The organism is Promicromonospora sp. MEB111, from assembly GCF_030209445.1.
Taxonomy (GTDB): domain Bacteria; phylum Actinomycetota; class Actinomycetes; order Actinomycetales; family Cellulomonadaceae; genus Promicromonospora.
Map to the genome: position 1 here is coordinate 178,974 of NZ_JARVSD010000001.1, position 21,533 is coordinate 200,506.

Consider the following 21,533-nt stretch of genomic DNA (forward strand, 5'->3'; position numbering starts at 1 on the left):
GCTGAGCTCGGACGGGCTTCATCTCATACACGGGATGCAACGCATCTCGTTCGTCACTGCCGAGCATCAGTCCTGCGCTCCGACCGGCTCCGCCTTCATCGCACGGCGCGGGCTCGATCCGCCCTGACCGCGCTCGGCCAGTTCTCGGGACGCCTGAAGATACGCGAGTGCCCCCGTGGATGTCGCGTCGTAGGTCATCACCGTCTGGCCGTAGCTCGGCGCCTCGGAGATCCGGACCGAACGCGGGATCGTCGTCTTGAATGTCTCGGCAGGAAAGTGCGACCGCACCTCCCCCGCCACCTGCTGCGCCAGGTTGGTCCGTCCGTCATACATCGTCAGCAGGATGGACGAGACCCGGAGCTCCGGGTTGAGGTGGGAGCGAATCAGGTCGATCGTCTTCAGCAGCTGGCTCAGGCCCTCGAGCGCGTAGTACTCGCACTGTACGGGGATGAAGACCTCGCGGCCCGCGACGAACGCGTTCACGGTCAGGAGACCAAGGCTCGGCGGGCAGTCGATGAGCACGTAGTCGATGCGCTCCTCTCCCGCGGCGACCCTGTCGGCCAGGTACTTGTCGAGCGCCTTGCGGAGTCGCGTTTCACGTGAAACAAGGGAGATCAGCTCGATCTCGGAACCCGACAGGTCGATCGTCGCGGGGACGCCCCAGAGGTTGGGGATGTCCGGGCACTGCTGAATCGTGTTCGCGAGGGGCTCGCCCTCGACGAGGATCTCGTAGACCGAGGGCGTCCCCGCCCGGTGCTCGATCCCGAGCGCCGTCGAGGCGTTGCCCTGGGGGTCGTTGTCGATCACGAGGACGTTCAGGCCGGACTGCGCGAGCCCGGCCGCGATGTTGACCGTGGTGGTCGTCTTGCCGACGCCACCCTTCTGGTTGGCGACCGTGATGATGCGGGTCTTCGGCGGGCGCGGGAACTTCCGCCCCTGGAGCTCGATGCGTCGGCGAGCGTCCATTGCGAGCTCGGCGGCGACAGGAGTCGTATCGTCAACGGCCGGGACGGTCGCGATGAGGGCCGATCGCCGCTCGTCATCGCCACCGTGCGGGCCGCCCGTGGGCTGCTGAGTGCCATTGGGCGTCTGCACGGACCCGGTCGTTTCACGTGAAACACCGGGAGCGGAGAGGCTCTGCACAGGAATCGGATCCGTCACGCGGACACTGTAATCGCTGGCCCCGGCTTCTGGCTTGGCCTCCGGGGCGGTTTCTCCGTCGAAATGTGTGAATTCGGCATCGACGAAGTCCACCATCTCGTCGTCGACGGTCATGGTGGTCGAGCTGATCACCGCCGGGGCGGCATTCACTGCCGCGTCGAGTGCCTCAGTTGCCCGCTTGATCGCATCTGCCGGGATCGGGCGGCGCGAGGGCAGCTCCTCCATCAGATCAGGATCGTCGGCCGCCACCTCCGACAAGGGCCGCCCGTCGATGTGATCCGGCGTCGGCTCCAGCACTTCCGTCATCTCGTGGATCTCCAGAACCTCTGCCACCTCGGTGGCTTTTTCGTCGCCGGCCAAGGCCGACCTCGTTACGGACTCGATCAGCTGGCTGAGCTCAGCCACGTTCTTTCCCTCGGGGTCTGGCTTGTCCTGCCCCCAGACCTCGTCGCGCGGACGACCGCTCACGATCTCGGCCGGCGGCGGTGCCATGTCCTGGGACGACGGCACGCTCGTGCCCTCCCCCGGGCGTTCTTCCAGCTCGTCCACGGTGGACGTCGAAGCCGCCGGAGCACGAATCGCCTCGCTGGACGGCTCGGCGCCGGCCTGCCTGTCCCGCACTTCTTCGACCGATGTACTGGAGGTGTCTGACGAAGCTCCGTCGCCGGCCGCGGTGGTGGTCGAGACCTGCGCCGCGGGGTGTGCCTCTGTCGCTGCCTCCGATGCAGCTTCTGCGCGGGCGTCCGGGGCATCGCTCCCGGCGCTGTCCAGGTCTGCACTCGCAGTCCCGGTCGGGGCGGCGACGCCTGGCGATCCTTCCGGAGACTCGTCCGCGACCCGGCCGGGAGCATCTCCCGCGACGGCCGCTCCAACAACCGCCGGGTCCTCGGCCGGGTGCTCGGCGGACATCGTGTCGGGTGCATGTTCCGCCGCCGGTTCAAACCCGACCGGCGGCCCATCGGTCAGCCCTGCCACAGAGGGCGAAGCTGACGGCGCCGCTCGCGACACGGAGTCCACCGGCGTGGCGTCGTCCGGGACCGCCACCGCCGATTCCGAAGCGGACGAGTCGGGCGTATCTGCCTTGGCGGCGGACGCCGCCAGAGCCGCAGCCGCCGCCGCTCGCTTGGACTTTCGTCTGAAGAAGCACACCCGTGTAACGCTACGGTCGGGTGCCTGTTCGAGCGTGCCGAAACGCCGTCGCGGGCGGGATCAGATCGTGGTCGACCGGCCGCATTGCGCATGGTGCGCCACGTCAGGTTGAGAGCCCGATACATCCGGGCATCGATGCGACAGTCGGCGCCCCCGCGTACCGCCCATGGCGGGCTCGCTGTCGCCCGGATCGCTACAGCTCGGTTTCACGTGAAACGCGTCCGACGCCATGGCAACTTCCTCTGCCGAGAACGGCACGCGCTTCGCTCCGTTCCACATCGGTTCCCCTGTTTCACGTGAAACGGGCCCACCCCAAGAACGGCGTCCACCCGGGTCGCCATCCCCGCCGACCCGTCGCCGCTATGTCAGAACTGGTATGCCCAGACCGGTCCCGTCTCCATCTATCCTCGAATCGCCCAGGTACGTCTGACTCCACGCAGGGAGGCGTCTTGTCCGGACCCATCACCCGAGCCACCGCACTGATCACCGCGTTCACAGCGGCGCTCGTACTCGCCTTCGCGGCCCCCGCCAGCGCCGCGACGTTCCTCACTCATGCACAGGCGACCGCCCAGCTCAGCGCGGCTGGCATCTCCTGGACGTCGAGCGGCGGATGCAGCAACCGCAACGTTGCCACCTGTACTTCCTTCGAGCAGGTCCGGCAGACCACGATCGACGGGATCAAGACGTTCCGCTCGGCCAGCGGATGTGCCATCACGATCACCGGCGGCACCGAGACCGGACACTCGAGCGGCACCTACAGCCACTGGAACGGCTACAAGCTCGACACCCGGCAGAGCACCTGCATTGACAGCTACATCAGCAACAACTTCACGTACGTCGGGTACATCTCCGGCTGGGGCTACCAGTACCGCTCCGGCGCCGGGAACCTCTACACCGACGAGGGCAACCACTGGGACATCCTCTACTACAACTGTGGCGGCTGCTGAGACCCGCCGGCCAGCCCGACGCGCTGAGCGCGGGGGCATCCGAGAACCAGGAACGGGAGCGATCGCCAGTGGCGATCGCTCCCGTTCCACGTGAAACATGAATGCCGGGAGATCTACTTCCCGCGACGCACCCGGACGATCGTCGTGGACTCGACGCCCTCCACGGTGGTCCCCTCGAGAATCTCCGGATCCCACGTGGCGTACCTCCTCAGCACCTTTCGCGCAGGCTCGACCTCCTGAGCTACGTTGCGCCCCTTGAGGATCACCAGCTCGCCACCCACCCGGACGAGAGGCATGCTCATCCGGACCAGCTTCGACAGTGCGGCGACAGCCCGCGAGGTGACGGCGTCCGCCTCGAAGGCATCGTGGTACTCCTCGGCTCGCCCACGCTTGATCTCGACGTTCGTCAGTCCGAGCTCGGCGACGACCTCGGCCAGCCACGTCGTCCGTCGCTCCATCGGCTCGACCAGGATCACCTGGAGCTCGGGCCGCATCACCGCGATCACGATGCCGGGCAGCCCGGCCCCCGACCCGATGTCGGCGACCGATCCGGTTGCGGGAAGGTACGGGACGACCGCCGCGGAGTTGAGGATGTGCCGCTCCCAGATGCGCGGTACCTCACGGGGTCCGATCAGTCCGCGCAGCTCTCCCTGGTCACGGAGCAGCTCCGCGAAGCGCACCACACCGTCGTAGGCGTCGCCCAGGTACGTCTTGACCGCCTCACTGGCGCCGAGCGTCTCGCCGTCGAACACCTCGGCATCGGTCGCGCCGGCATCCCCTGCCACGTCAGAACCTTCCACGTCCCGTCCTCCACTTGCTGTCGAAAGAAGCCAAACACACCGAGGGCCGGTGCACGTCCTCGGGACGCACACCGGCCCTCGGCCGAAACCCACCGGCTCAGTCGGTGACCGCGGCCGCCGCCCCCGCCGGCTGGACCACGACGTACCGCTCCGGCTCGACTCCGCGTGAGTCGCTCACCAGGCCCGCCGCGGCGACGGCGTCGTGCACGACCTTGCGCTCGAACGCGTTCAGCGGCTCGAGCTCGACCTCGGCACCGGACTCCTGCACCTGCTCGACGGCCCGCTCGGCGATTCGGGTGAGCTCGACACGACGTGCCGCCCGGTAGCCGCCGATGTCGAGCATCAGCCGGCTCCGGTCCCCCGTCCGGGTCTGCACCGCCAGGCGGGTGAGCTCCTGCATCGCGTCGAGCACCTCGCCCTCACGACCGATCAGGTGCGCGAGCGACTCGGGGTCGTCGGCGACCACCTCGACCGCCGCGCGGTCGTGCTTGATGTCCAGGTCGATGTCGCCGTCGAGGTCGGCGATGTCGAGGAACTCCTCGAGGTAGTCGGCGGCGATCTCGCCCTCCTCCTCGAGGCGCTTGGTGCGGTCCTCCGGATCCGCGACCGTGGCCGCGGGATCGGGTGCGGCCGTACCTGTGCTCGCGTTCATCGCGTCTCCTCCTACTTCTTCTGCTTGCGCTTGCCCGACGACGCCGGGGTCGCCCCGGGCGCGGTGCCGGACTGCTTGGGCTTCGATCCGGGCTGAGTGCTGGACTGCTTGGGCGATCCGGACTGCTTCGGCGTACCGGACTGCTTGGACGTGCTCGACTGCTTCGGCGTGGCGGCCTGCTGCTTGCCGGTCGATCCATCGGTCGATCCGTCGGTCGGCGCATCGGCCGGGGCGTCGGCCGCGTCCTGCGGAGCGGACTGAGCGAGCGCCGGCCGCGTGGGCTCCGGACGGGCCCCGCCCTTCTGCCGGTTCTTCCGCTTGGGCTGGACGCGCTGACCGCTCTTCGGCTCCTCGACCACCGGGACGTCCTCCTCGATGACCCCGCCGTTCCGAGCAGCCTTGCGCGCGGCCTTCGCAGCCTGCCGCTCCTTCATCTGCTTCTCCGCGACGGAACCAGGCGTCGGCATCCGCTTGATCGTGTAGTACTGCTGGCCCATGGACCAGAGGTTCGTCACGGTCCAGTAGATCAGCACACCGACCGGGAAGTTCACGCCGGAGATCGCGAAGACGATCGGCAGCATGTAGAGCATCAGCTTCTGCGTCTGCGCCATCGGGCCCTCGAGCGCCGACGGCGGCATGTTCTTCATCGTCAGCTGGCGCTGCGTGGTGAACGTCGTGACGCTCATCGCGACGATCAGCACGATGACCACGATGCGCGAGGTCATCGAGTCCGTCTGCAGGAAGACGTCGCTGAGCTGGGCGCCGAACAGTGTCGACGACTCGATGTCGCTGGCGACCTCACGCGTGATGGGGCCGATCGGGTCCTGGGCACCGGTCGAGATCGGCTCCAGGCCGTTGAGCACCCGGAACAGGGCGAAGAAGATCGGCGACTGCAGCAGGATCGGCATGCAGGAGGCGAACGGGTTGGTCCCGTGCTTCCGGTACAGCTCCATGGTCTCGCGCGTCATGTTCTCGCGGGACGCCGGGTCCGTCTTGCCCTTGTACTTCTTCTGGATCGCCTGCAGCTCTGGCTGGATCATCTGCATCCCGCGCGAGGCCTTGATCTGCTTGAAGAAGAGCGGGATCAGTGCCACACGGATCACGATCACCAGCGCGACGATCGACAGCACCCACGCGGTCCCGGGGCCGCTGGACATCCCGAGAGAGGTGAACAGCCAGTGTGACCCGTACATGATCCAGGCCACGACCCACTCGATGGGGTAGAGGAAGGCGAAGAAGTCCATCGGTCAAGAAGCTCCAGAGTTGGTGACGCGAAGTCTGCGGTAGGTGCGAGGGGGTCGTGTACGGCGGCACGAGCCGAGGCAGGTCAGCTCTCGGCGTGAGTGTGCGTGCCGCGCGCGGGCGGCACGTCGTCGACGCCGCCGAGACTCCACGGGTTGCACCGCAGCAGGCGCCACAGCGCGAGACCGAGCCCGCGCAGCGCACCGTGGCGACGCAGCGCGATCAGGGCGTACTGCGAGCAGGACGGGTAGTACTTGCAGCTCGGGGGGCTCATCGGGCTGATGAACGCCTGGTAGAACCGGACCATCCCCACAAGGAGGGTCACCGGGAGCCGGCCGATCAGCGAAGGCTCACGCGTCGGCGCCTCACCCTCGGGTGCGGGGATGGTGGTCATCTCTTCCCGTCTCCGGAAACGCGCGCGACAGCACGCCGCAAGCACGAGTCGAGGTCGCGGTCGAGGTCCGCGTAGGTCGCGTCTGCCGACGGCGGCAGCGCGCGCACCACCGCACGAGCGGAGCTGGGCAGCATGGAGAGCTGGCCGAACGCGGCGGCACGGAGCCGACGCTTCACCAGGTTGCGCTGCACGGAGTTACCCACAGCCTTGGAAACGACAAAACCGACCTGTGGAGTTCCCGATCCTTGGTCCGGGACGTTTTCGTCCTGGACCAGGAGGTGAACCACCAAGGTCGATCGACCTGCGCGCGTGCCGCGGCGCACCGTCCGCTCGAAGTCGACGGAACGGCGCAAACGGTGCGCCGCGGGCAACATGGCTCAGGCTGAGAGCTCGGCGCGACCCTTACGCCGGCGAGCTGCCAGGATGGCGCGGCCGGCACGGGTGCGCATGCGCAGCCGGAAGCCGTGGGTCTTCGCACGACGGCGGTTGTTCGGCTGGAAGGTCCGCTTGCTCACGAGGTACTCCAAGAACGTCGGGGTAGGCACACCGTCTGTCCTCGACGATGCAGTGAAAGGTGGCCGTTCAGTACTTCGATCGACCGAGCCGACCCGGGGCCTGGCCCACTGGTCCTGGCCGACGTCGGAGGACGTGGCTCGAATCCGTGTATGGGCGCGCAGAAATACCTGGAACGGCTGTCTGACGTTACGCCGCCGGGAGCCCCCGGGTCAAACCAGAACGGCAGGATCATGCGTGTCGGACGCGCCACACCGCGCGCCTCGCCGACCTTCCCCGCCGGGCCGTCCTGCCTGGCTACGTACCACTTACCCAGGCATGATCCGCGCCATCCACAACCTGTGGACAACTGTGTGGACGGTGCCTCATCATGGCAGACTCCAACACACCCCCAGCGTCGCGCACCACCCCACGCACGAGACTAAGGAAAGCCAGTGGCCAACCCGGACGAGAACATCGGCGATGTCTGGGCGCAGACCCTGACAGCGCTCGAGGCCCGGCCCGACATGAGCCCCCGGCAGCTCGCCTTCATCCGTCTCGCCAAGCCGATGGCAGTGCTGGACGACATGGTCTTCATCGCCGTCCCCCACGAGCAGACGCGGACCTATCTGGAGACGGCGGTCCGCGACGACCTGGTCTCCGCGATGTCGTCGGTCCTGGGGCGCGACGTCCGCTTCGGCATCACCGTGGACCCCGAGCTGAGCAGCAGCGCGCTCGCCGGCCCGTCCCAGATCTCCGGCCCGGCGGCCCTCTCCCTCGAGCACGAGCCCCCGGAGCCCGAGCAGGCACAGATGCCGATCGCGCCGCAGCCCGCGCCCAAGCCGTCGGCCGAGCCCACCCGGCTGAACCCGAAGTACATCTTCGAGACGTTCGTCATCGGCTCGTCCAACCGGTTCGCGCACGCCGCGGCCGTCGCCGTGGCCGAGGCTCCGGCCAAGGCGTACAACCCGCTCTTCATCTACGGCGACTCGGGACTGGGCAAGACCCACCTGCTGCACGCCATCGGGCACTACGTCCACAACCTCTATCCACACATCCGCGTGCGGTACGTGAACTCCGAGGAGTTCACCAACGACTTCATCAACAGCATCGGCGAGGGCAAGGCAGGCGCGTTCCAGCGCCGGTACCGCGACGTCGACGTGCTCCTCATCGACGACATCCAGTTCCTGCAGGGCAAGGAACAGACGATGGAGGAGTTCTTCCACACCTTCAACGCGCTCCACAACGCGAACAAGCAGGTCGTGATCACGTCCGACGTCCCGCCCAAGCAGCTCAACGGGTTCGAGGACCGGCTGCGCTCCCGCTTCGAGTGGGGCCTCATCACCGACGTCCAGCCTCCGGACCTCGAGACGCGTATCGCCATCATGCGCAAGAAGGCCGCGAGCGAGCACCTCGACGTCCCGGCCGACGTCCTCTCCTACATCGGTTCCCGGATCTCGACGAACATCCGTGAGCTCGAGGGGGCGCTCATCCGCGTCACCGCGTTCGCCAACCTCAACCGGCAGCAGGTCGACCTGGCACTCGCCGAGATCGTCCTCAAGGACCTCATCACCGACGACGACGACACCGCGGAGATCACCCCCGCCGTCGTGATCGCGCAGACGGCTGCCTACTTCGGCCTCACCATCGACGACCTGTGCGGCTCGTCACGCTCGCGCGTGCTCGTCACCGCCCGGCAGATCGCCATGTACCTCTGCCGCGAGCTCACCGACCTGTCGCTGCCCAAGATCGGCCAGCAGTTCGGCGGCCGTGACCACACCACGGTCATGCACGCGAACAAGAAGATCGCCGGCCAGATGGCGGAGCGCCGCTCGACCTACAACCAGGTCACCGAGCTCACGAGCCGGATCAAGCAGCAGCAGCGCGGCTGACGAGCCGCACCTCACACGTGCCGTCCTCCCCACCCTCGTGCAGCCCGAAAATCCGGGCATAGATCCCACTTCCACACCTTTCAACACCCCTGTGCACAGCCGAACCGGTGCACAGGGGTGTTGCGTATACGCACCTCCACAGGACTGTCCACATGAAGATCGGCTGATTCCCTTGACTCTGCTTCGCTTGTCCCCAGCGCTGTGGACACAACCTGTGCAGAACCTAGTGCGCTGCGCTGACCAGCCGATACACACCTGGGGACAAGCCTGTGGACGGGTGTGGACGAAGGCCTGTTTTCTGTGGGCGACGAGACCCCGATCGGTGGACAGCCTGTGTGTAAAAACTGGCCGTCCACAGCGGTCCCCAGTTCATACACAGATCACCCCACAGCTCCTCCACAGGAGGAAATGGCCTCTGACCTGCGGAAAGACACGATTTCCCCAGTTTCCACAACACCGACTACTACTACGACAGTTATCTATCAGGGGGAATCCACACGCCTTCATAAGCCGGTCGAGCGCTTCGACTGCCCGTTCGAACACTAGTACGAGACTCTCCGAGAAGTCCATCCACAGCCAGGACCTATCGAGTGCCGTGAGGTCTCCAACTCGCGTAGGGTTTCCCTCGACAGCCCAGGAACAAGAGGAGATGTAACGGCATGAAGTTCAGGGTCGAGCGCGACGTTCTCGCCGATGCCGTGACATGGACCGCTCGTACGCTCCCCACGCGCCCGCCGGCACCGGTGCTTGCCGGAGTCCGGATCGAGGCCGACGCGCAGGGCGTCATCAACCTCGCGAGCTTCGACTACGAGACCTCCGCGCGCTCCGAGATCCCCGCCGAGGTAGCGGAGCCGGGCACAGTGCTGGTCTCCGGCCGACTGCTCGCCGAGATCTCGCGAGCGCTGCCGAACAAGCCTGTGGACGTGGCGCTCGAGGGCAACAAGGTCATCGTCACCTGTGGCGCCAGCCGATTCACACTCCTCACCATGCCTGTGGACGAGTACCCGGCGCTGCCCGGGCTGCCCGAGGTGAGCGGCACCGTGTCGGGTGACGCGTTCACCCACGCCGTCGCCCAGGTGACCGTCGCCGCCAGCCGCGACGACACGCTCCCCCTGCTGACCGGCGTGCGGGTCGAGATCGAGGGCGAGCGCATCACCCTCCTGTCCACGGACCGCTACCGCCTCGCGCTCCGCGAGCTGACGTGGACCCCGGCCACGCCGGGCTTCTCCGCCGTCGCGCTCGTGCGGGCACGCACGCTCAACGACGTCGCCAAGTCGCTCGGCTCGGGCGGCGGTCTCGTGAACGTCGGTCTGTCCACAGGCCAGGGCCTCGACCTCGTCGGCTTCGAGGCCGGCGGCCGGCAGACCACCTCCCAGCTCGTCGACGGCGACTACCCCGCCGTCCGGCGCCTGTTCCCGGACAGCACGCCCATCCACGCCGTCGTCGCCACCGCCCCGCTGATCGAGGCGGCGAAGCGCGTGAGCCTGGTCGCGGAGCGCAACACGCCGATCCGGCTCTCGTTCAGCGAGGGCCAGGTCGTGCTCGACGCCGGCCAGGGCGACGACGCGCAGGCGTCCGAGGCGCTGGAGGCAGTCCTGGTCGGCGAGGACATCGCGGTGGCGTTCAACCCGCAGTTCCTGCTCGACGGCCTGGGCGCGCTGGGCACGGACTTCGTCCGGCTGTCCTTCACGCACCCGAACAAGCCGGTCGAGTTCACCGGTCAGGGCAGCCTGGACGGCGAGGACGACTCCGCCTACCGGTACCTGCTGGTACCGATCCGCTTCACCGGCTGACGGGTTCGACGCTCCGTCCTGATCGACGGCGCACGCCCGCAACCCATCGTCAGCTCGCATCAAGGACGGCCGCCACGAGCGACCCCGTCGAACGACCCAGGAGGATTTCACGCACATGGTTACCCACATCGGCCTGGTCGGCCTGGGGAAGATGGGCAACAACATGCGGGCCCGTCTGCGCAAGGGGGGCATCGAGGTCACCGGGTTCGACCCGCGTCCCGAGGTGTCCGACGTCGCGACGCTCGCCGACCTCGCCGCCGCGCTCCCCGAGGACAAGCGTGTCGTCTGGGTGATGGTTCCCGCGGGTGAGCCCACCCGTGGCGTGCTCGACCAGCTGGGCGAGATCCTGTCCGAGGGCGACATCGTCATCGAGGGCGGCAACTCGCACTACGTCGAGGACCAGGAGCGGGCCGCGGAGCTCGCGAAGAACGGGATCGGCTACCTCGACGTCGGCGTGAGCGGCGGCGTCTGGGGCCTGGAGAACGGGTACGGCCTGATGGTCGGCGGCGCGGCCGCGGACGTGGAGAGCGTGCTGCCCGTCTTCGACGCGCTGCGCCCCGAGGGACCGCGCGAGGAGGGCTTCGTGCACGCCGGCGGCGTCGGCGCCGGCCACTACGCCAAGATGGTCCACAACGGCATCGAGTACGGCCTGATGCAGGCCTACGCCGAGGGCTACGAGCTGCTCGCGGCCAAGTCCGACCTCATCACCGATGTGCACGGCACGGTGCGGGCCTGGAGCCGCGGCACCGTGGTGCGCTCCTGGCTGCTGGACCTCATGGTCAAGGCGCTGGAGGAGGACCCGAAGCTCGCGCTGCTGGACGACTGGGTCGACGACTCCGGCGAGGGCCGGTGGACCGTGGACGAGGGCATCGACCTCGCCGTGCCGCTCCCCGTGATCTCCGCCGCCCTGTTCGCGCGGTTCGCCTCGCGCCAGGAGCAGTCGCCGGCCATGAAGGCCGTGGCCGCGCTCCGCCAGCAGTTCGGCGGGCACGCGGTGAAGTCGGCGGAGTAGCGGCCGGGACGTACGATCTCCTACCGATGTACGTCTCCCACCTCTCCCTGCTGGACTTCCGGTCGTACGCGTCGGCCGACCTGGAGCTCGAACCCGGGGTCAACGCGTTCGTCGGGCGCAACGGCCGCGGCAAGACCAACCTGGTCGAGGCCATCGGCTATGTCGCGACCCTCGGTTCGCACCGGGTCGCCACGGACGCGCCGCTGGTGCGGTCGGGCGCCGAGCGAGCCGTGGTGCGGACGCGGATCGTACGGGGCGACCGCGCCAGCACGATCGAGCTGGAGATCACCCAGGGCAAGGCGAACCGCGCCCGGATCAACCGGGGCCAGCCGGTGCGGGCGCGGGACGTGCTGGGGATCCTGCGAACGGTGCTCTTCGCACCCGAGGACCTTGCCCTGGTGAAGGGCGACCCGGACGGTCGGCGGCGGTTCATGGACCAGCTTCTTGTCCTGATGATGCCGCGGGTGTCGGCCGTGCTGTCCGACTACGAACGGGTCCTGCGGCAGCGTTCGGCCCTGCTCAAGTCGGCGCGGTCGGCACGACGCTCCGGCGGTTCGGCGCGGTCCGAGAGCTCGGCGGCCGCCGAGCTGGCGACGCTCGACGTGTGGGACGCACGACTGGCCGAGCTCGGCGCGGAGATCCTCTCCCTGCGGGTGCAGCTGGTGGACGCGCTGCGTCCCGCGGTCGCTGCCGCGTACGAGCAGGTGAGTGATGCCGACGGCGACGCGGAGATCGCCTACCGGTCATCGCTGCCGGCCCTCTCGACGGACAATCCACCGGAGTTGTCCACAGCCTCTGGGGATAACTTTTCGGACGTCGGCCGCCTCCGTGACCTGCTCCTCGAGGCCCTCGTCGAGGCCCGGCCGCAGGAGCTGGAGCGCGGTGTCAGCCTGGTCGGCCCGCACCGGGACGACCTCGTGCTGACGCTCGGCGGACTGCCCGCCAAGGGGTACGCAAGCCATGGCGAGTCGTGGTCCTTCGCGCTCGCGCTGCGACTCGCATCGTTCCGTCTGCTGGGCGGGGATCCGCAGAATTCGGCGGATTCACCCGCTTTCTGGGACCCCGATCTGGGCACCGACGCCGATCCGGTGCTCATCCTCGACGACGTGTTCGCGGAGCTCGACGTCCGGCGCCGGGAACGACTCGCGGACCTGGTGCTCCCCGCCCGTCAGGTGCTCGTCACGGCGGCCGTGCCGGAGGACATCCCGCCGGCTCTGGACGGCGTACGGTTTCACGTGGAACCCGGGACGGTGACCCGTGACTGACGAATCTCCACAGGGGCCTGTGGATAACTCCGAGCCCCCTCTGACGCCGCCGTCGGAGGTCGCTCGGGCCGCCCTCAACCGTGCCAAGGCCGCGGCCCGAGCCCGCGGACTGCGGCCCGGATCCCCCTCGCGCCGGTCTCCCCTGGCCGAGCCCCGGTCGAGCGGTTCAGGGCCCGGTGCACGGGACCCACAGCTACTCGGGGCGGTCGTCGGCCGCCTGCTGCGCGAGAAGGGCTGGACCGAGGAGGTGTCGGTGGGCGGCGTCGTGGGCCGCTGGCGCGAGGTGGTGGGCTCGGAGATCGCCGACCACTGCACGCCCGAGACGTTCGAGGACAAGGTTCTCGTGGTGCGCGCCGACTCGACGGCCTGGGCGACCCAGCTCCGGCTGCTGGTACCGACCCTGATCCGGCGCATGGCGGAGGAGATCGGGGAGGGCGTCGTCGAGGAGGTCACGGTGCTCGGCCCGGCCGGACCCGGATTCCGGCGCGGCCCTCGGTCCGTGCGCGGCCCCGGCCCCCGGGACACCTGGGGCTGACGACCCACGGTCCACAGGGGCATGCGCCCGCCGGCAGTACTCCGCACACGGCTCGTACACGGTCCAGAACGGCCGTACACGCACGAAGGGCTCCCCGGCCGAAGCCGGGGAGCCCTTCGTCGCTCAGCTGCGCCGCAGCGTCAGCCAGGAGCTACCTGCTCACGCGTTCTGCTGCATGCGCTTGCGGGCCCAGACCAGGGCGACGCCACCGATGGCGAGCAGCGCGGCGAACGCGATGGCGCCACCGACGGTCGCACCGGTCGCGGCGAGCTCCGCGGGCTCCTCAGCCGCGGGGCTGGGCGAGGCGGAGGGCTCGGCGGCGGGCGGCACGGAGGCCTCCTCGCTGGGCTCGACGGACGGCGAGGGCTCCGGCTCGGCGCACTCTTCCTCGATCACGATGAGCTCGGTCGGCAGCAGGGCCGAACCGTCCTCCTGGAGCTGGTAGGCACCGAGCTCCTCGGGGAACGTGTACTCCTCCGAGGTGAGCGTGGCGACGATGCCGGCCTCGGTCTTGGTGTAGGTGATCGCCTCGGTGCTCTCCGGGATGACCACGTCGTCCAGGCTGGCGGCGCAACCGGCCACGGCCTCGGGGATCACGGGGGTGACGACCTCGGCGGGCGGGGGCGTCTGGCAGACACCGATCGAACCGGACTCCGTCCAGTCGTACTGCGTGCCGCCCTGGCCGTCATAGGCGTCGACGGTGACGGTCCACTCGTGCGCCTTGTCGAGCGCGAGGTCCGGGTAGAGCTTCTGGAAGCCGTTGGAGAACTCGGTGTCCTCGACCGTCTGGCCGTCGATAACGACGGTGACCTTGGCCCCGTTGTAGTACTTGAGATCAACGTTCACGAAACCGCAGTCGGCGGAGACGCTCGGCGTGTGTGCGGAGGCGGGTGCGGCGCTGGCAATCATGCCGCCGAATGCCAGGATGGCGAGAGTTCCGCCGGCGAGAAGCTTCTTCACTCTGTTGCCCTTCGAAGTGAGAGTGCGCGTGCGCGCGCATGTGACCGGTCGGCGCTATTAGAGCAGAAAACGACAAATCAACGAAATGTCACCTTCTGCGTGCAAATTTTCTGACCTTCAACAGACGGCGACATGACGAACCGAAGGGGAATCGCATGCCGGAGTGCGTTCTCGACGAGTCGTCCGGAGCGGCGTCGTCGAGGTCGTCGACGACGACCGCGCGAGGGTCGGATCGGACCCCCGGCCCGCACCCCCGACGAGGGTCGGATCGAGGCTTCGGAGGCCGTTCGGGAACCCCTTCAGGGCCCCAGGAATCACCCTGTGGAGAAAGGTTGTGGAGGAGTGGCTACAAACACCCCAGGATCCCGGGTTTTCGCCGCTCAGAAGGTAGTATGAGGGGGTCAACCGCGCCGGGTTCCCAGGAACGTCCTGAGGGCCCGGAACGCTGAGCACCGACGAGCCGTCGGACAGTACCTGGCACCCGAGCACGGCATGGACCTCACCTGGTCCGAGCCGCTCGCGCAGCAGCTGGTACGTCCGTCGTCGTGCACATCGTGTGCCTGAAAGACGAGGAGCAACCCCGCCCGTGACAGAGCGAATCGACGGCGGCTACGACGCCGGGAACATCACAGTCCTGGAAGGTCTCGAGGCCGTTCGTAAGCGACCGGGCATGTATATCGGATCGACCGGTGAGCGTGGGCTCCACCACCTTGTGTACGAGATTGTGGATAACGCTGTGGACGAGGCCCTCGCAGGCCACGCCACCGAGATCGACGTGCACCTTCTGGCCGACGGCGGAGTGCGAGTCTCCGACGACGGTCGAGGCATTCCGGTCGCCATGCACCCGACCGAGGGCAAGCCAACGCTTGAGGTCGTGATGACGATCCTGCATGCCGGAGGCAAGTTCGGCGGCGGCGGGTACGCCGTCTCCGGTGGCCTCCACGGCGTCGGCATGTCCGTGGTGAACGCGCTGAGCACGCGGTTCGTCTCCGAGGTACGCCGCGACGGGTTCAACTGGCGTCAGGAGTACACCGACGGCGGTAACCCGATCACCGGCGTCGAGCAGCTCGAGCCGCTCGGCCCCGACGAGCACACCGGAACCACGCAGACGTTCTGGGCCGACGGGTCGATCTTCGAGACGACCGAGTACGACTTCGAGACGCTGCGTGCCCGGTTCCAGCAGTACGCCTTCCTCAACAAGGGCCTGAAGATCACGCTCACCGACGAGCGGGCGGGTCACTCGTCCGCGACGGACGAGGTCACGGGCGCGGAGCCCGAGGCGGCGGCCGACGGCGTCGAGGAGGTCGCGGGAGCCGACGGCCAGCCCGACGCCGAGGGCACGTCCCAGGACGCGGCCCAGGGCGCGGACTCCTGGCGCACCGTCACGTTCAAGTACGACGACGGCCTCATGGACTACGTGCACCACCTCAACTCGGCGAAGCGGGTGGAGCTGATCCACCCCGACGTCATCTCGTTCGAGAGCGAGGACACCGAGCGCAAGATCTCGGTCGAGGTCGCACTCCAGTGGACCAGCGCCTACAGCGAGTCGGTCCACACGTTCGCCAACACGATCTCCACCACCGAGGGCGGTACGCACGAGGAGGGTTTCCGCGCGGCGATGACCACACTGGTCAACAGCTACGCGCGCGACAAGGGGATCATCAAGGAGAAGGACGAGAACCTCACGGGTGACGACATCCGCGAGGGGCTGACCGCCGTCATCTCCGTCAAGCTCGGCGAGCCCCAGTTCGAGGGCCAGACCAAGACCAAGCTCGGGAACACGGAGGCCAAGACCTTCGTGCAGCGCGTGGTCCGCGAGCAGCTCGTCGACTGGTTCGACGCGCACCCGAACGAGGCCCGCGACGTCATCCGCAAGGCGATCCAGGCCTCGCAGGCACGGATCGCGGCGCGCAAGGCGCGCGAGGCCACCCGCCGCAAGGGCATCCTCAACGGCGGCGGCATGCCGGGCAAGCTCAAGGACTGCCAGTCGCGGTTCCCCGACGAGTGCGAGATCTACATCGTCGAGGGAGACTCGGCCGGCGGCTCGGCGGTGCGTGGCCGCAACCCGCACAACCAGGCGATCCTGCCGCTGCGCGGCAAGATCCTGAACGTCGAGCGGGCCCGCCTGGACAAGGCGCTGTCCAACGCCGAGGTCCAGGCGCTGATCACGTCCTTCGGCACGGGCATCGGCGAGGACTTCGACATCTCGAAGCTGAAGTACCACAAGATCGTGCTCATGGCCGATGCCGACGTCGACGGCCAGCACATCTGCACCCTGCTGCTCACGCTGCTGTTCCGGTACATGCGACCCCTGATCGAGCACGGCCACGTGTACCTCGCGCAGCCGCCGCTGTACCGGATCAAGTGGAGCAACGCCCCGCACGACTACGTGTACTCGGACCGGGAGCGCGACGCGTTCCTGGAGGCCGGCGCCGCGCAGGGCAAGCGGATCCCCAAGGACAACGGCATCCAGCGCTACAAGGGTCTCGGCGAGATGGACTACTCCGAGCTCTGGGACACCACGATGGACCCGGACCACCGGACGCTGCTGCAGGTCACCATGGACGACGCGGCCGCGGCCGACGAGATCTTCTCGGTGCTCATGGGCGAGGACGTCGAGTCCCGCCGCACCTTCATCCAGCGCAACGCCAAGGACGTGCGGTTCCTCGACATCTGACCTGGGGTCGCCGCAGCAGTGCCCGAGAGGGCCTTGCGGCGTCCCGCGTCGAGACGGTGGCCCACGAGACGAAGTGACACGCCCAGCGGCGTGGAAAGGAAGTACAGACGGTGACGGACGAGACCCCCGGCGTGGAGAACTCCGACGACGGCATTCCGGTGGAGGACGCGCGCGTAGCGGTCCACCACGGTCGTGTCGAGCAGGTCGACCTGCAGCTGGAGATGCAGCGGTCGTACCTCGACTACGCGATGAGCGTGATCGTGGGCCGCGCGCTGCCCGACGTGCGGGACGGCCTCAAGCCGGTGCACCGCCGCGTCATCTACGCGATGTACGACGGCGGGTACCGGCCCGACCGCGCGTTCTCCAAGTGCTCGCGCGTCGTGGGCGACGTCATGGGCAAGTACCACCCGCACGGTGACACCGCGATCTACGACACCCTGGTGCGCCTGGTGCAGGACTGGGTGCTGCGCTACCCGCTGGTCGCCGGGCAGGGCAACTTCGGCTCGCCGGGCAACGACCCCGCGGCGGCCCCGCGGTACACCGAGTGCAAGATGGCGCCCCTCGCGCTGGAGATGGTGCGCGACATCGAGAAGGGCACCGTCGACTTCAGGCCGAACTACGACGGCCGCACCCAGGAGCCCGTCGTCCTCCCGGCGCGTATCCCGAACCTGCTGGTCAACGGCTCGGCGGGCATCGCAGTCGGCATGGCCACCAACATCCCGCCGCACAACCTGCGCGAGGTGGCCGAGGGCGTCCGGTGGCACCTCGCCCACCCCGACGCGTCGCGCGAGGAGCTGCTCGAGGCGCTCCTGCAGCGCATCAAGGGCCCGGACTTCCCCTCCGGAGCCCAGATCCTGGGCCACAAGGGCATCGAGGACGCCTACCGCACGGGCCGCGGCTCCATCACGATGCGCGCGGTGGTGAGCGTCGAGGAGATCCAGAACCGGATCTGCCTGGTCGTCACCGAGCTGCCGTACATGGTCAACCCGGACAACCTGGCGTCGAAGATCGCGGACCTCGTCAACGACGGCCGCATCAACGGCATCGCCGACATCCGCGACGAGACGTCGGGCCGCACCGGCCAGCGCCTGGTGATCGTGCTCAAGCGCGACGCCGTGGCCAAGGTCGTGCTGAACAACCTCTACAAGCACACGCCGCTGCAGGAGAACTTCAGCGCGAACATGCTTGCGCTGGTCGACGAGGTGCCCCGCACCCTCAGCATCGACGCGTTCGTGCGGCACTGGACCACGCACCAGATCGAGGTCGTGCGCCGCCGCACCGAGTACCTCCTCAAGGAGGCGCAGGACCAGATCCACATCTACGAGGGCTACCTCAAGGCCCTCGACGCGCTCGACGAGGTCATCGCGCTGATCCGCCGCTCCCCCGACGTCGACGAGGCGCGCACCGGCCTGATGGACCTGCTCACCATCGACGAGCAGCAGGCGAACGCGATCCTCTCGATGCAGCTGCGCCGTCTGGCCGCCCTCGAGCGGCAGAAGATCCTCGACGAGCACGCCAAGCTGCAGACCGAGATCAACGACTACCTCGACATCCTCGCCAAGCCGGAGCGTCAGCGGACCATCGTGGGCGAGGAGCTCGACGAGGTCACCGAGCGCTGGGGCGACGAGCGCCGCACCACGATCCTCCCGTACGACGGCGACATGTCCATGGAGGACCTCATCCCCGAGGAGGACGTGGTCGTCACGATCACGCGCGGCGGCTACGCCAAGCGGACGCGGACGGACAACTACCGCTCGCAGAAGCGCGGCGGCAAGGGGGTGCGCGGCGCGCAGCTGCGCGAGGACGACATCGTGGACCACTTCTTCACGACGACGACCCACCACTGGATGCTGTTCTTCACCAACCTCGGCCGGGTCTACCGGGCCAAGGGCTACGAGCTGCCCGAGGGCGGCCGGGACGCGAAGGGGCAGCACGTCGCCAACCTGCTGGCCTTCCAGCCGGGCGAGAAGATCGCCCAGGTGCTCGACATCCCCGACTACGAGGCCGCGGACTACCTGGTGCTCGCCACTCGTCGCGGGCTGGTGAAGAAGACCCGCCTGAGCGAGTACAACTCGCCGCGTTCCGGCGGTCTCATCGCGATCAACCTGCGGGAGGACGCCGACGGCGCCGCGGACGAGCTGGTCTCGGCCCGCCTCGTGAACGCCGATGACGACCTCATCCTGGTGTCGCGCAAGGGCCAGTCGATCCGCTTCCACGCGGACGACGAGTCGATCCGTCCGCTCGGCCGCGCGACGTCCGGCGTCACCGGCATGAAGTTCCGCGAGGAGGACGAGCTGCTGTCGGCCGACGTGGTCATCGACGGCGCCGACCTGTTCGTCGTCACCGAGGGCGGGTTCGCCAAGCGCACCCGGATCTCGGAGTACCGGATCCAGGGCCGCGGTGGCCTCGGCATCAAGGTCGCCAACCTGGTGGAGGCGCGCGGCGACCTCGTGGGTGCGCTCGTGACCCATGCGGACGACGAGGTGCTGGTCATCATGGAGCGCGGGAAGATCGTGCGCTCGGCCGTCGCGGAAGTTAACCTCACCGGCCGGAACACCCAGGGGGTAACCTTCGCAAAGCCGGACAAGGGGGACAGGATCATCGCCGTCGCGCGCAACGCGGAGCGTGAGGACGCGGGCGATGCGGTGGGTGCCACCGACGAGAACTCCGACGGCGAACCTGCCGAGCGGGTTACCGTGGAAGCGAATCCGACCCCCGACGAAGTTCCGAGCACCCCTGAGCAGGACAGCACCGGACGCGAGGACAGCTGATGACGAGTGACAAGAACGGGCACGTGCGCATCGCGACGCCTTCGCTCGAAGAGGACCTGGAGATCACCCGGGACCGTAAGGCCGTGACGGAGGACAAGGCCGCGGCCGAGACCTCCGGCGCGGAGCCGGCAGGGGCCGGCTCGGAGACGACCTCCGCGTCGAACGGTTCGGCCGCGGACAAGCCTGCCGACGGCGGCAGCGCGTCGAACGGCGCCGCTGCCGGCAACGGTCAGGCCACGGGCGGCGAGAAGCTGTCCGAGCCCGTCGTGGTCGCCTCCCCCGCGGCGAAGGCGGACCAGCCCACGCCGGAGAGCAAGACGCCGAAGCCGGCCGCCGCGGACGACTCCGCCGCGGCCGTCCCCACCACGGGTGGGGTCTGGCGGTCCGCCTACGAGGCGGGCAAGCAGGGCAAGGAGCAGAAGCCCGCCGCGGAGTCGAACGGCGGGTCCAAGGACTCCGCGGGCCTCGTCTCGGCGATCGGGCGGGCCTCGACGAAGACCGACACCGCGGCGTCGCAGAGCGCACCCGCGGCTGAGCCGGACGCGAAGTCGTGGAACCGGGTCCCGGCGCCCGGCACGCCGGGGAGCGCCCCGGCGGCCGCTCCGACGGGAGCGGCGGACGGCGTGAAGGCCGGCGCGATGAAGGCTGCCCAGGCCGCCCTCGACGCGGCCCGTAGCGCGGCGAAGAAGGTGTCCTCGATCATGCCTGACGACGAGGGGCAGACGGCGGCTCAGAACGAGCCCAAGCCGCGGCCCGAGATGCACTACACCGCGGGCGGCGTGCGCGGCACCGCCGCTCCGGTCGGTACACCCGCCGAGGGGGCGCAGGGCCAGCCCGCACAGCCGGCGTCGGCCCCCACGCCCGAGGTGCCGCGTCCGGCCCCGGCCGGCCCGCGCCGCGTGCGGCTCGCGATCTCCCGGGTCGACCCGTGGTCCGTCATGAAGCTGGCGTTCCTGCTGGCCGTCGCGGTCGCGATCATGACCGTGGTGGCCACGGCGGTGTTCTGGTCGGTGCTCAACAGCCTCGGTGTCTTCACCACGGTGCAGAGCTTCGTGGAGGACGCCGTGGGCCCGCAGAGCAACGTGAACCTCACGCAGTTCGTGGAGTTCCCCCGCGTCATCTCCCTGGCGACCCTGATCAGCATCTGCAACATCGTGCTGCTGACGGCGATCGCGACGATCATGGCGTTCCTGTACAACATCACGGCAGCACTCGTCGGCGGCGTGCACATGACGCTGACCGACGACTGACCAGCGCTGCCGGAGCGTTCTCGTGCGTCATCGCGCACGACTCGGCGCACGTCACACCGCGGACCATCATTTCGGTTTGGGACATCGTCCCTACCTGGGGTAATCTCCAGTGTCGCAAGAGCGTGCGCAACGCTCTCCGGGGCTATAGCTCAGACGGTTAGAGCGCTTCCCTGATAAGGAAGAGGTCGGAGGTTCAAGTCCTCCTAGCCCCACTCCCGGACCTGCAGAGGCTCCTCAGGAGGAACTCGTGAAGAAGCTGCTGATAGTGCTGCTGGCGGCCGGCGCCGGCTACATCCTCTGGCGCAAGCTGAGTGAGGACGCGGCCGGCCGCGATCTCTGGTCCGAGGTCACCGACTCGATCGACTGAGCGGCCCTCACGGGGCCATGGCGCAATTGGTAGCGCACCTGCTTTGCAAGCAGGGGGTTGGGGGTTCGAGTCCCCCTGGCTCCACCCCATGACCGAAGCCCGGATTCGTCCGGGCTTTTGTCGTTCCCGGGGTCGGTCAGGCCCGCGCTCCGTGGTCGGGCGCCGCACGTCCGA

18 protein-coding genes and 2 tRNA genes are annotated in these 21,533 nt (G+C 68.5%); 12 read left to right on the forward strand and 8 right to left on the reverse strand.

Annotated features, from left to right (window positions below):
* Positions 1-66 precede the first annotated feature (66 nt).
* A complete protein-coding gene (locus tag QRN56_RS00760) occupies positions 67-2,136 on the reverse strand; it encodes an AAA family ATPase (protein ID WP_285100555.1) in 2,070 nt (689 codons plus the stop codon).
* Positions 2,137-2,759: 623 nt separating this feature from the next.
* On the opposite strand from QRN56_RS00760, the gene QRN56_RS00765 reads away from it, so the two are divergent.
* On the forward strand, positions 2,760-3,257 hold the full coding sequence (locus QRN56_RS00765) for a hypothetical protein (protein WP_285100556.1): 498 nt from the start codon (positions 2,760-2,762) through the stop codon (positions 3,255-3,257).
* 113 nt (positions 3,258-3,370) lie between these two features.
* Here QRN56_RS00765 and rsmG read toward each other — a convergent pair whose 3' ends face one another.
* From rsmG to rpmH, 6 genes are all read right to left on the reverse strand, one after another.
* The gene (gene rsmG / locus QRN56_RS00770) at positions 3,371-4,042 is read right to left on the reverse strand and encodes a 16S rRNA (guanine(527)-N(7))-methyltransferase RsmG (protein WP_285100557.1); all 672 of its coding nucleotides are present in this window, start codon (positions 4,040-4,042) and stop codon (positions 3,371-3,373) included.
* A 112-nt stretch (positions 4,043-4,154) separates the two neighbouring features.
* Positions 4,155-4,709 carry a Jag family protein gene (locus QRN56_RS00775; protein WP_285100558.1) on the reverse strand — a complete coding sequence of 185 codons (555 nt, stop codon included), beginning with the start codon at positions 4,707-4,709 and terminating at the stop codon, positions 4,155-4,157.
* A gap of 11 nt (positions 4,710-4,720) precedes the next feature.
* The gene (gene yidC, locus QRN56_RS00780; protein ID WP_285100559.1) at positions 4,721-5,953 is read right to left on the reverse strand and encodes a membrane protein insertase YidC; all 1,233 of its coding nucleotides are present in this window, start codon (positions 5,951-5,953) and stop codon (positions 4,721-4,723) included.
* Positions 5,954-6,036: 83 nt separating this feature from the next.
* A complete protein-coding gene (yidD, locus tag QRN56_RS00785) occupies positions 6,037-6,345 on the reverse strand; it encodes a membrane protein insertion efficiency factor YidD (RefSeq protein WP_285100560.1) in 309 nt (102 codons plus the stop codon).
* A complete protein-coding gene (gene rnpA / locus QRN56_RS00790) occupies positions 6,342-6,719 on the reverse strand; it encodes a ribonuclease P protein component (protein WP_285100561.1) in 378 nt (125 codons plus the stop codon). Before rnpA ends, yidD begins: the two co-directional genes overlap by 4 nt.
* A gap of 3 nt (positions 6,720-6,722) precedes the next feature.
* Positions 6,723-6,860, reverse strand: a complete 138-nt coding sequence (gene rpmH, locus QRN56_RS00795; protein WP_010849920.1) for a 50S ribosomal protein L34 — start codon at positions 6,858-6,860, stop codon at positions 6,723-6,725.
* Positions 6,861-7,292: 432 nt separating this feature from the next.
* On the opposite strand from rpmH, the gene dnaA reads away from it, so the two are divergent.
* From dnaA to QRN56_RS00820, 5 genes are all read left to right on the forward strand, one after another.
* Entirely contained in the window at positions 7,293-8,729 is a 1,437-nt protein-coding gene (dnaA, locus tag QRN56_RS00800; protein WP_285100562.1) for a chromosomal replication initiator protein DnaA, read from the forward strand.
* Positions 8,730-9,388: 659 nt separating this feature from the next.
* Positions 9,389-10,522, forward strand: a complete 1,134-nt coding sequence (dnaN, locus tag QRN56_RS00805; protein ID WP_020017328.1) for a DNA polymerase III subunit beta — start codon at positions 9,389-9,391, stop codon at positions 10,520-10,522.
* Positions 10,523-10,580: 58 nt separating this feature from the next.
* Complete coding sequence (gene gnd / locus QRN56_RS00810) at positions 10,581-11,534, forward strand: phosphogluconate dehydrogenase (NAD(+)-dependent, decarboxylating) (protein ID WP_350224547.1); 954 nt, start codon at positions 10,581-10,583, stop codon at positions 11,532-11,534.
* 26 nt (positions 11,535-11,560) lie between these two features.
* Positions 11,561-12,799: a DNA replication/repair protein RecF gene (gene recF / locus QRN56_RS00815; RefSeq protein ID WP_285100564.1), complete on the forward strand. Its 1,239-nt coding sequence runs from the start codon at positions 11,561-11,563 to the stop codon at positions 12,797-12,799.
* A gap of 19 nt (positions 12,800-12,818) precedes the next feature.
* Entirely contained in the window at positions 12,819-13,334 is a 516-nt protein-coding gene (locus QRN56_RS00820) for a DciA family protein (protein ID WP_285100565.1), read from the forward strand.
* A gap of 159 nt (positions 13,335-13,493) precedes the next feature.
* Here QRN56_RS00820 and QRN56_RS00825 read toward each other — a convergent pair whose 3' ends face one another.
* Complete coding sequence (locus QRN56_RS00825; RefSeq protein ID WP_285100566.1) at positions 13,494-14,294, reverse strand: hypothetical protein; 801 nt, start codon at positions 14,292-14,294, stop codon at positions 13,494-13,496.
* Positions 14,295-14,880: 586 nt separating this feature from the next.
* Between QRN56_RS00825 and gyrB the strand changes: the two genes are divergently transcribed.
* The 6 genes from gyrB (at position 14,881) to QRN56_RS00855 (ending at position 21,443) form a co-directional block, all read left to right on the forward strand.
* Positions 14,881-16,971: a DNA topoisomerase (ATP-hydrolyzing) subunit B gene (gyrB, locus tag QRN56_RS00830; protein ID WP_285100567.1), complete on the forward strand. Its 2,091-nt coding sequence runs from the start codon at positions 14,881-14,883 to the stop codon at positions 16,969-16,971.
* A 110-nt stretch (positions 16,972-17,081) separates the two neighbouring features.
* Positions 17,082-19,742, forward strand: coding sequence for a DNA gyrase subunit A (gene gyrA, locus QRN56_RS00835; protein WP_502928734.1), 2,661 nt, complete (start codon positions 17,082-17,084; stop codon positions 19,740-19,742).
* The gene (locus tag QRN56_RS00840; protein WP_285100568.1) at positions 19,742-20,992 is read left to right on the forward strand and encodes a DUF3566 domain-containing protein; all 1,251 of its coding nucleotides are present in this window, start codon (positions 19,742-19,744) and stop codon (positions 20,990-20,992) included. Before gyrA ends, QRN56_RS00840 begins: the two co-directional genes overlap by 1 nt.
* Positions 20,993-21,130: 138 nt before the next feature.
* A tRNA-Ile gene (locus QRN56_RS00845) sits at positions 21,131-21,204 on the forward strand.
* Between the two features lie 35 nt (positions 21,205-21,239).
* Positions 21,240-21,359 carry a DLW-39 family protein gene (locus QRN56_RS00850; RefSeq protein ID WP_285100569.1) on the forward strand — a complete coding sequence of 40 codons (120 nt, stop codon included), beginning with the start codon at positions 21,240-21,242 and terminating at the stop codon, positions 21,357-21,359.
* Between the two features lie 11 nt (positions 21,360-21,370).
* Positions 21,371-21,443, forward strand: a tRNA-Ala gene (locus tag QRN56_RS00855).
* Positions 21,444-21,533 lie beyond the last annotated feature (90 nt).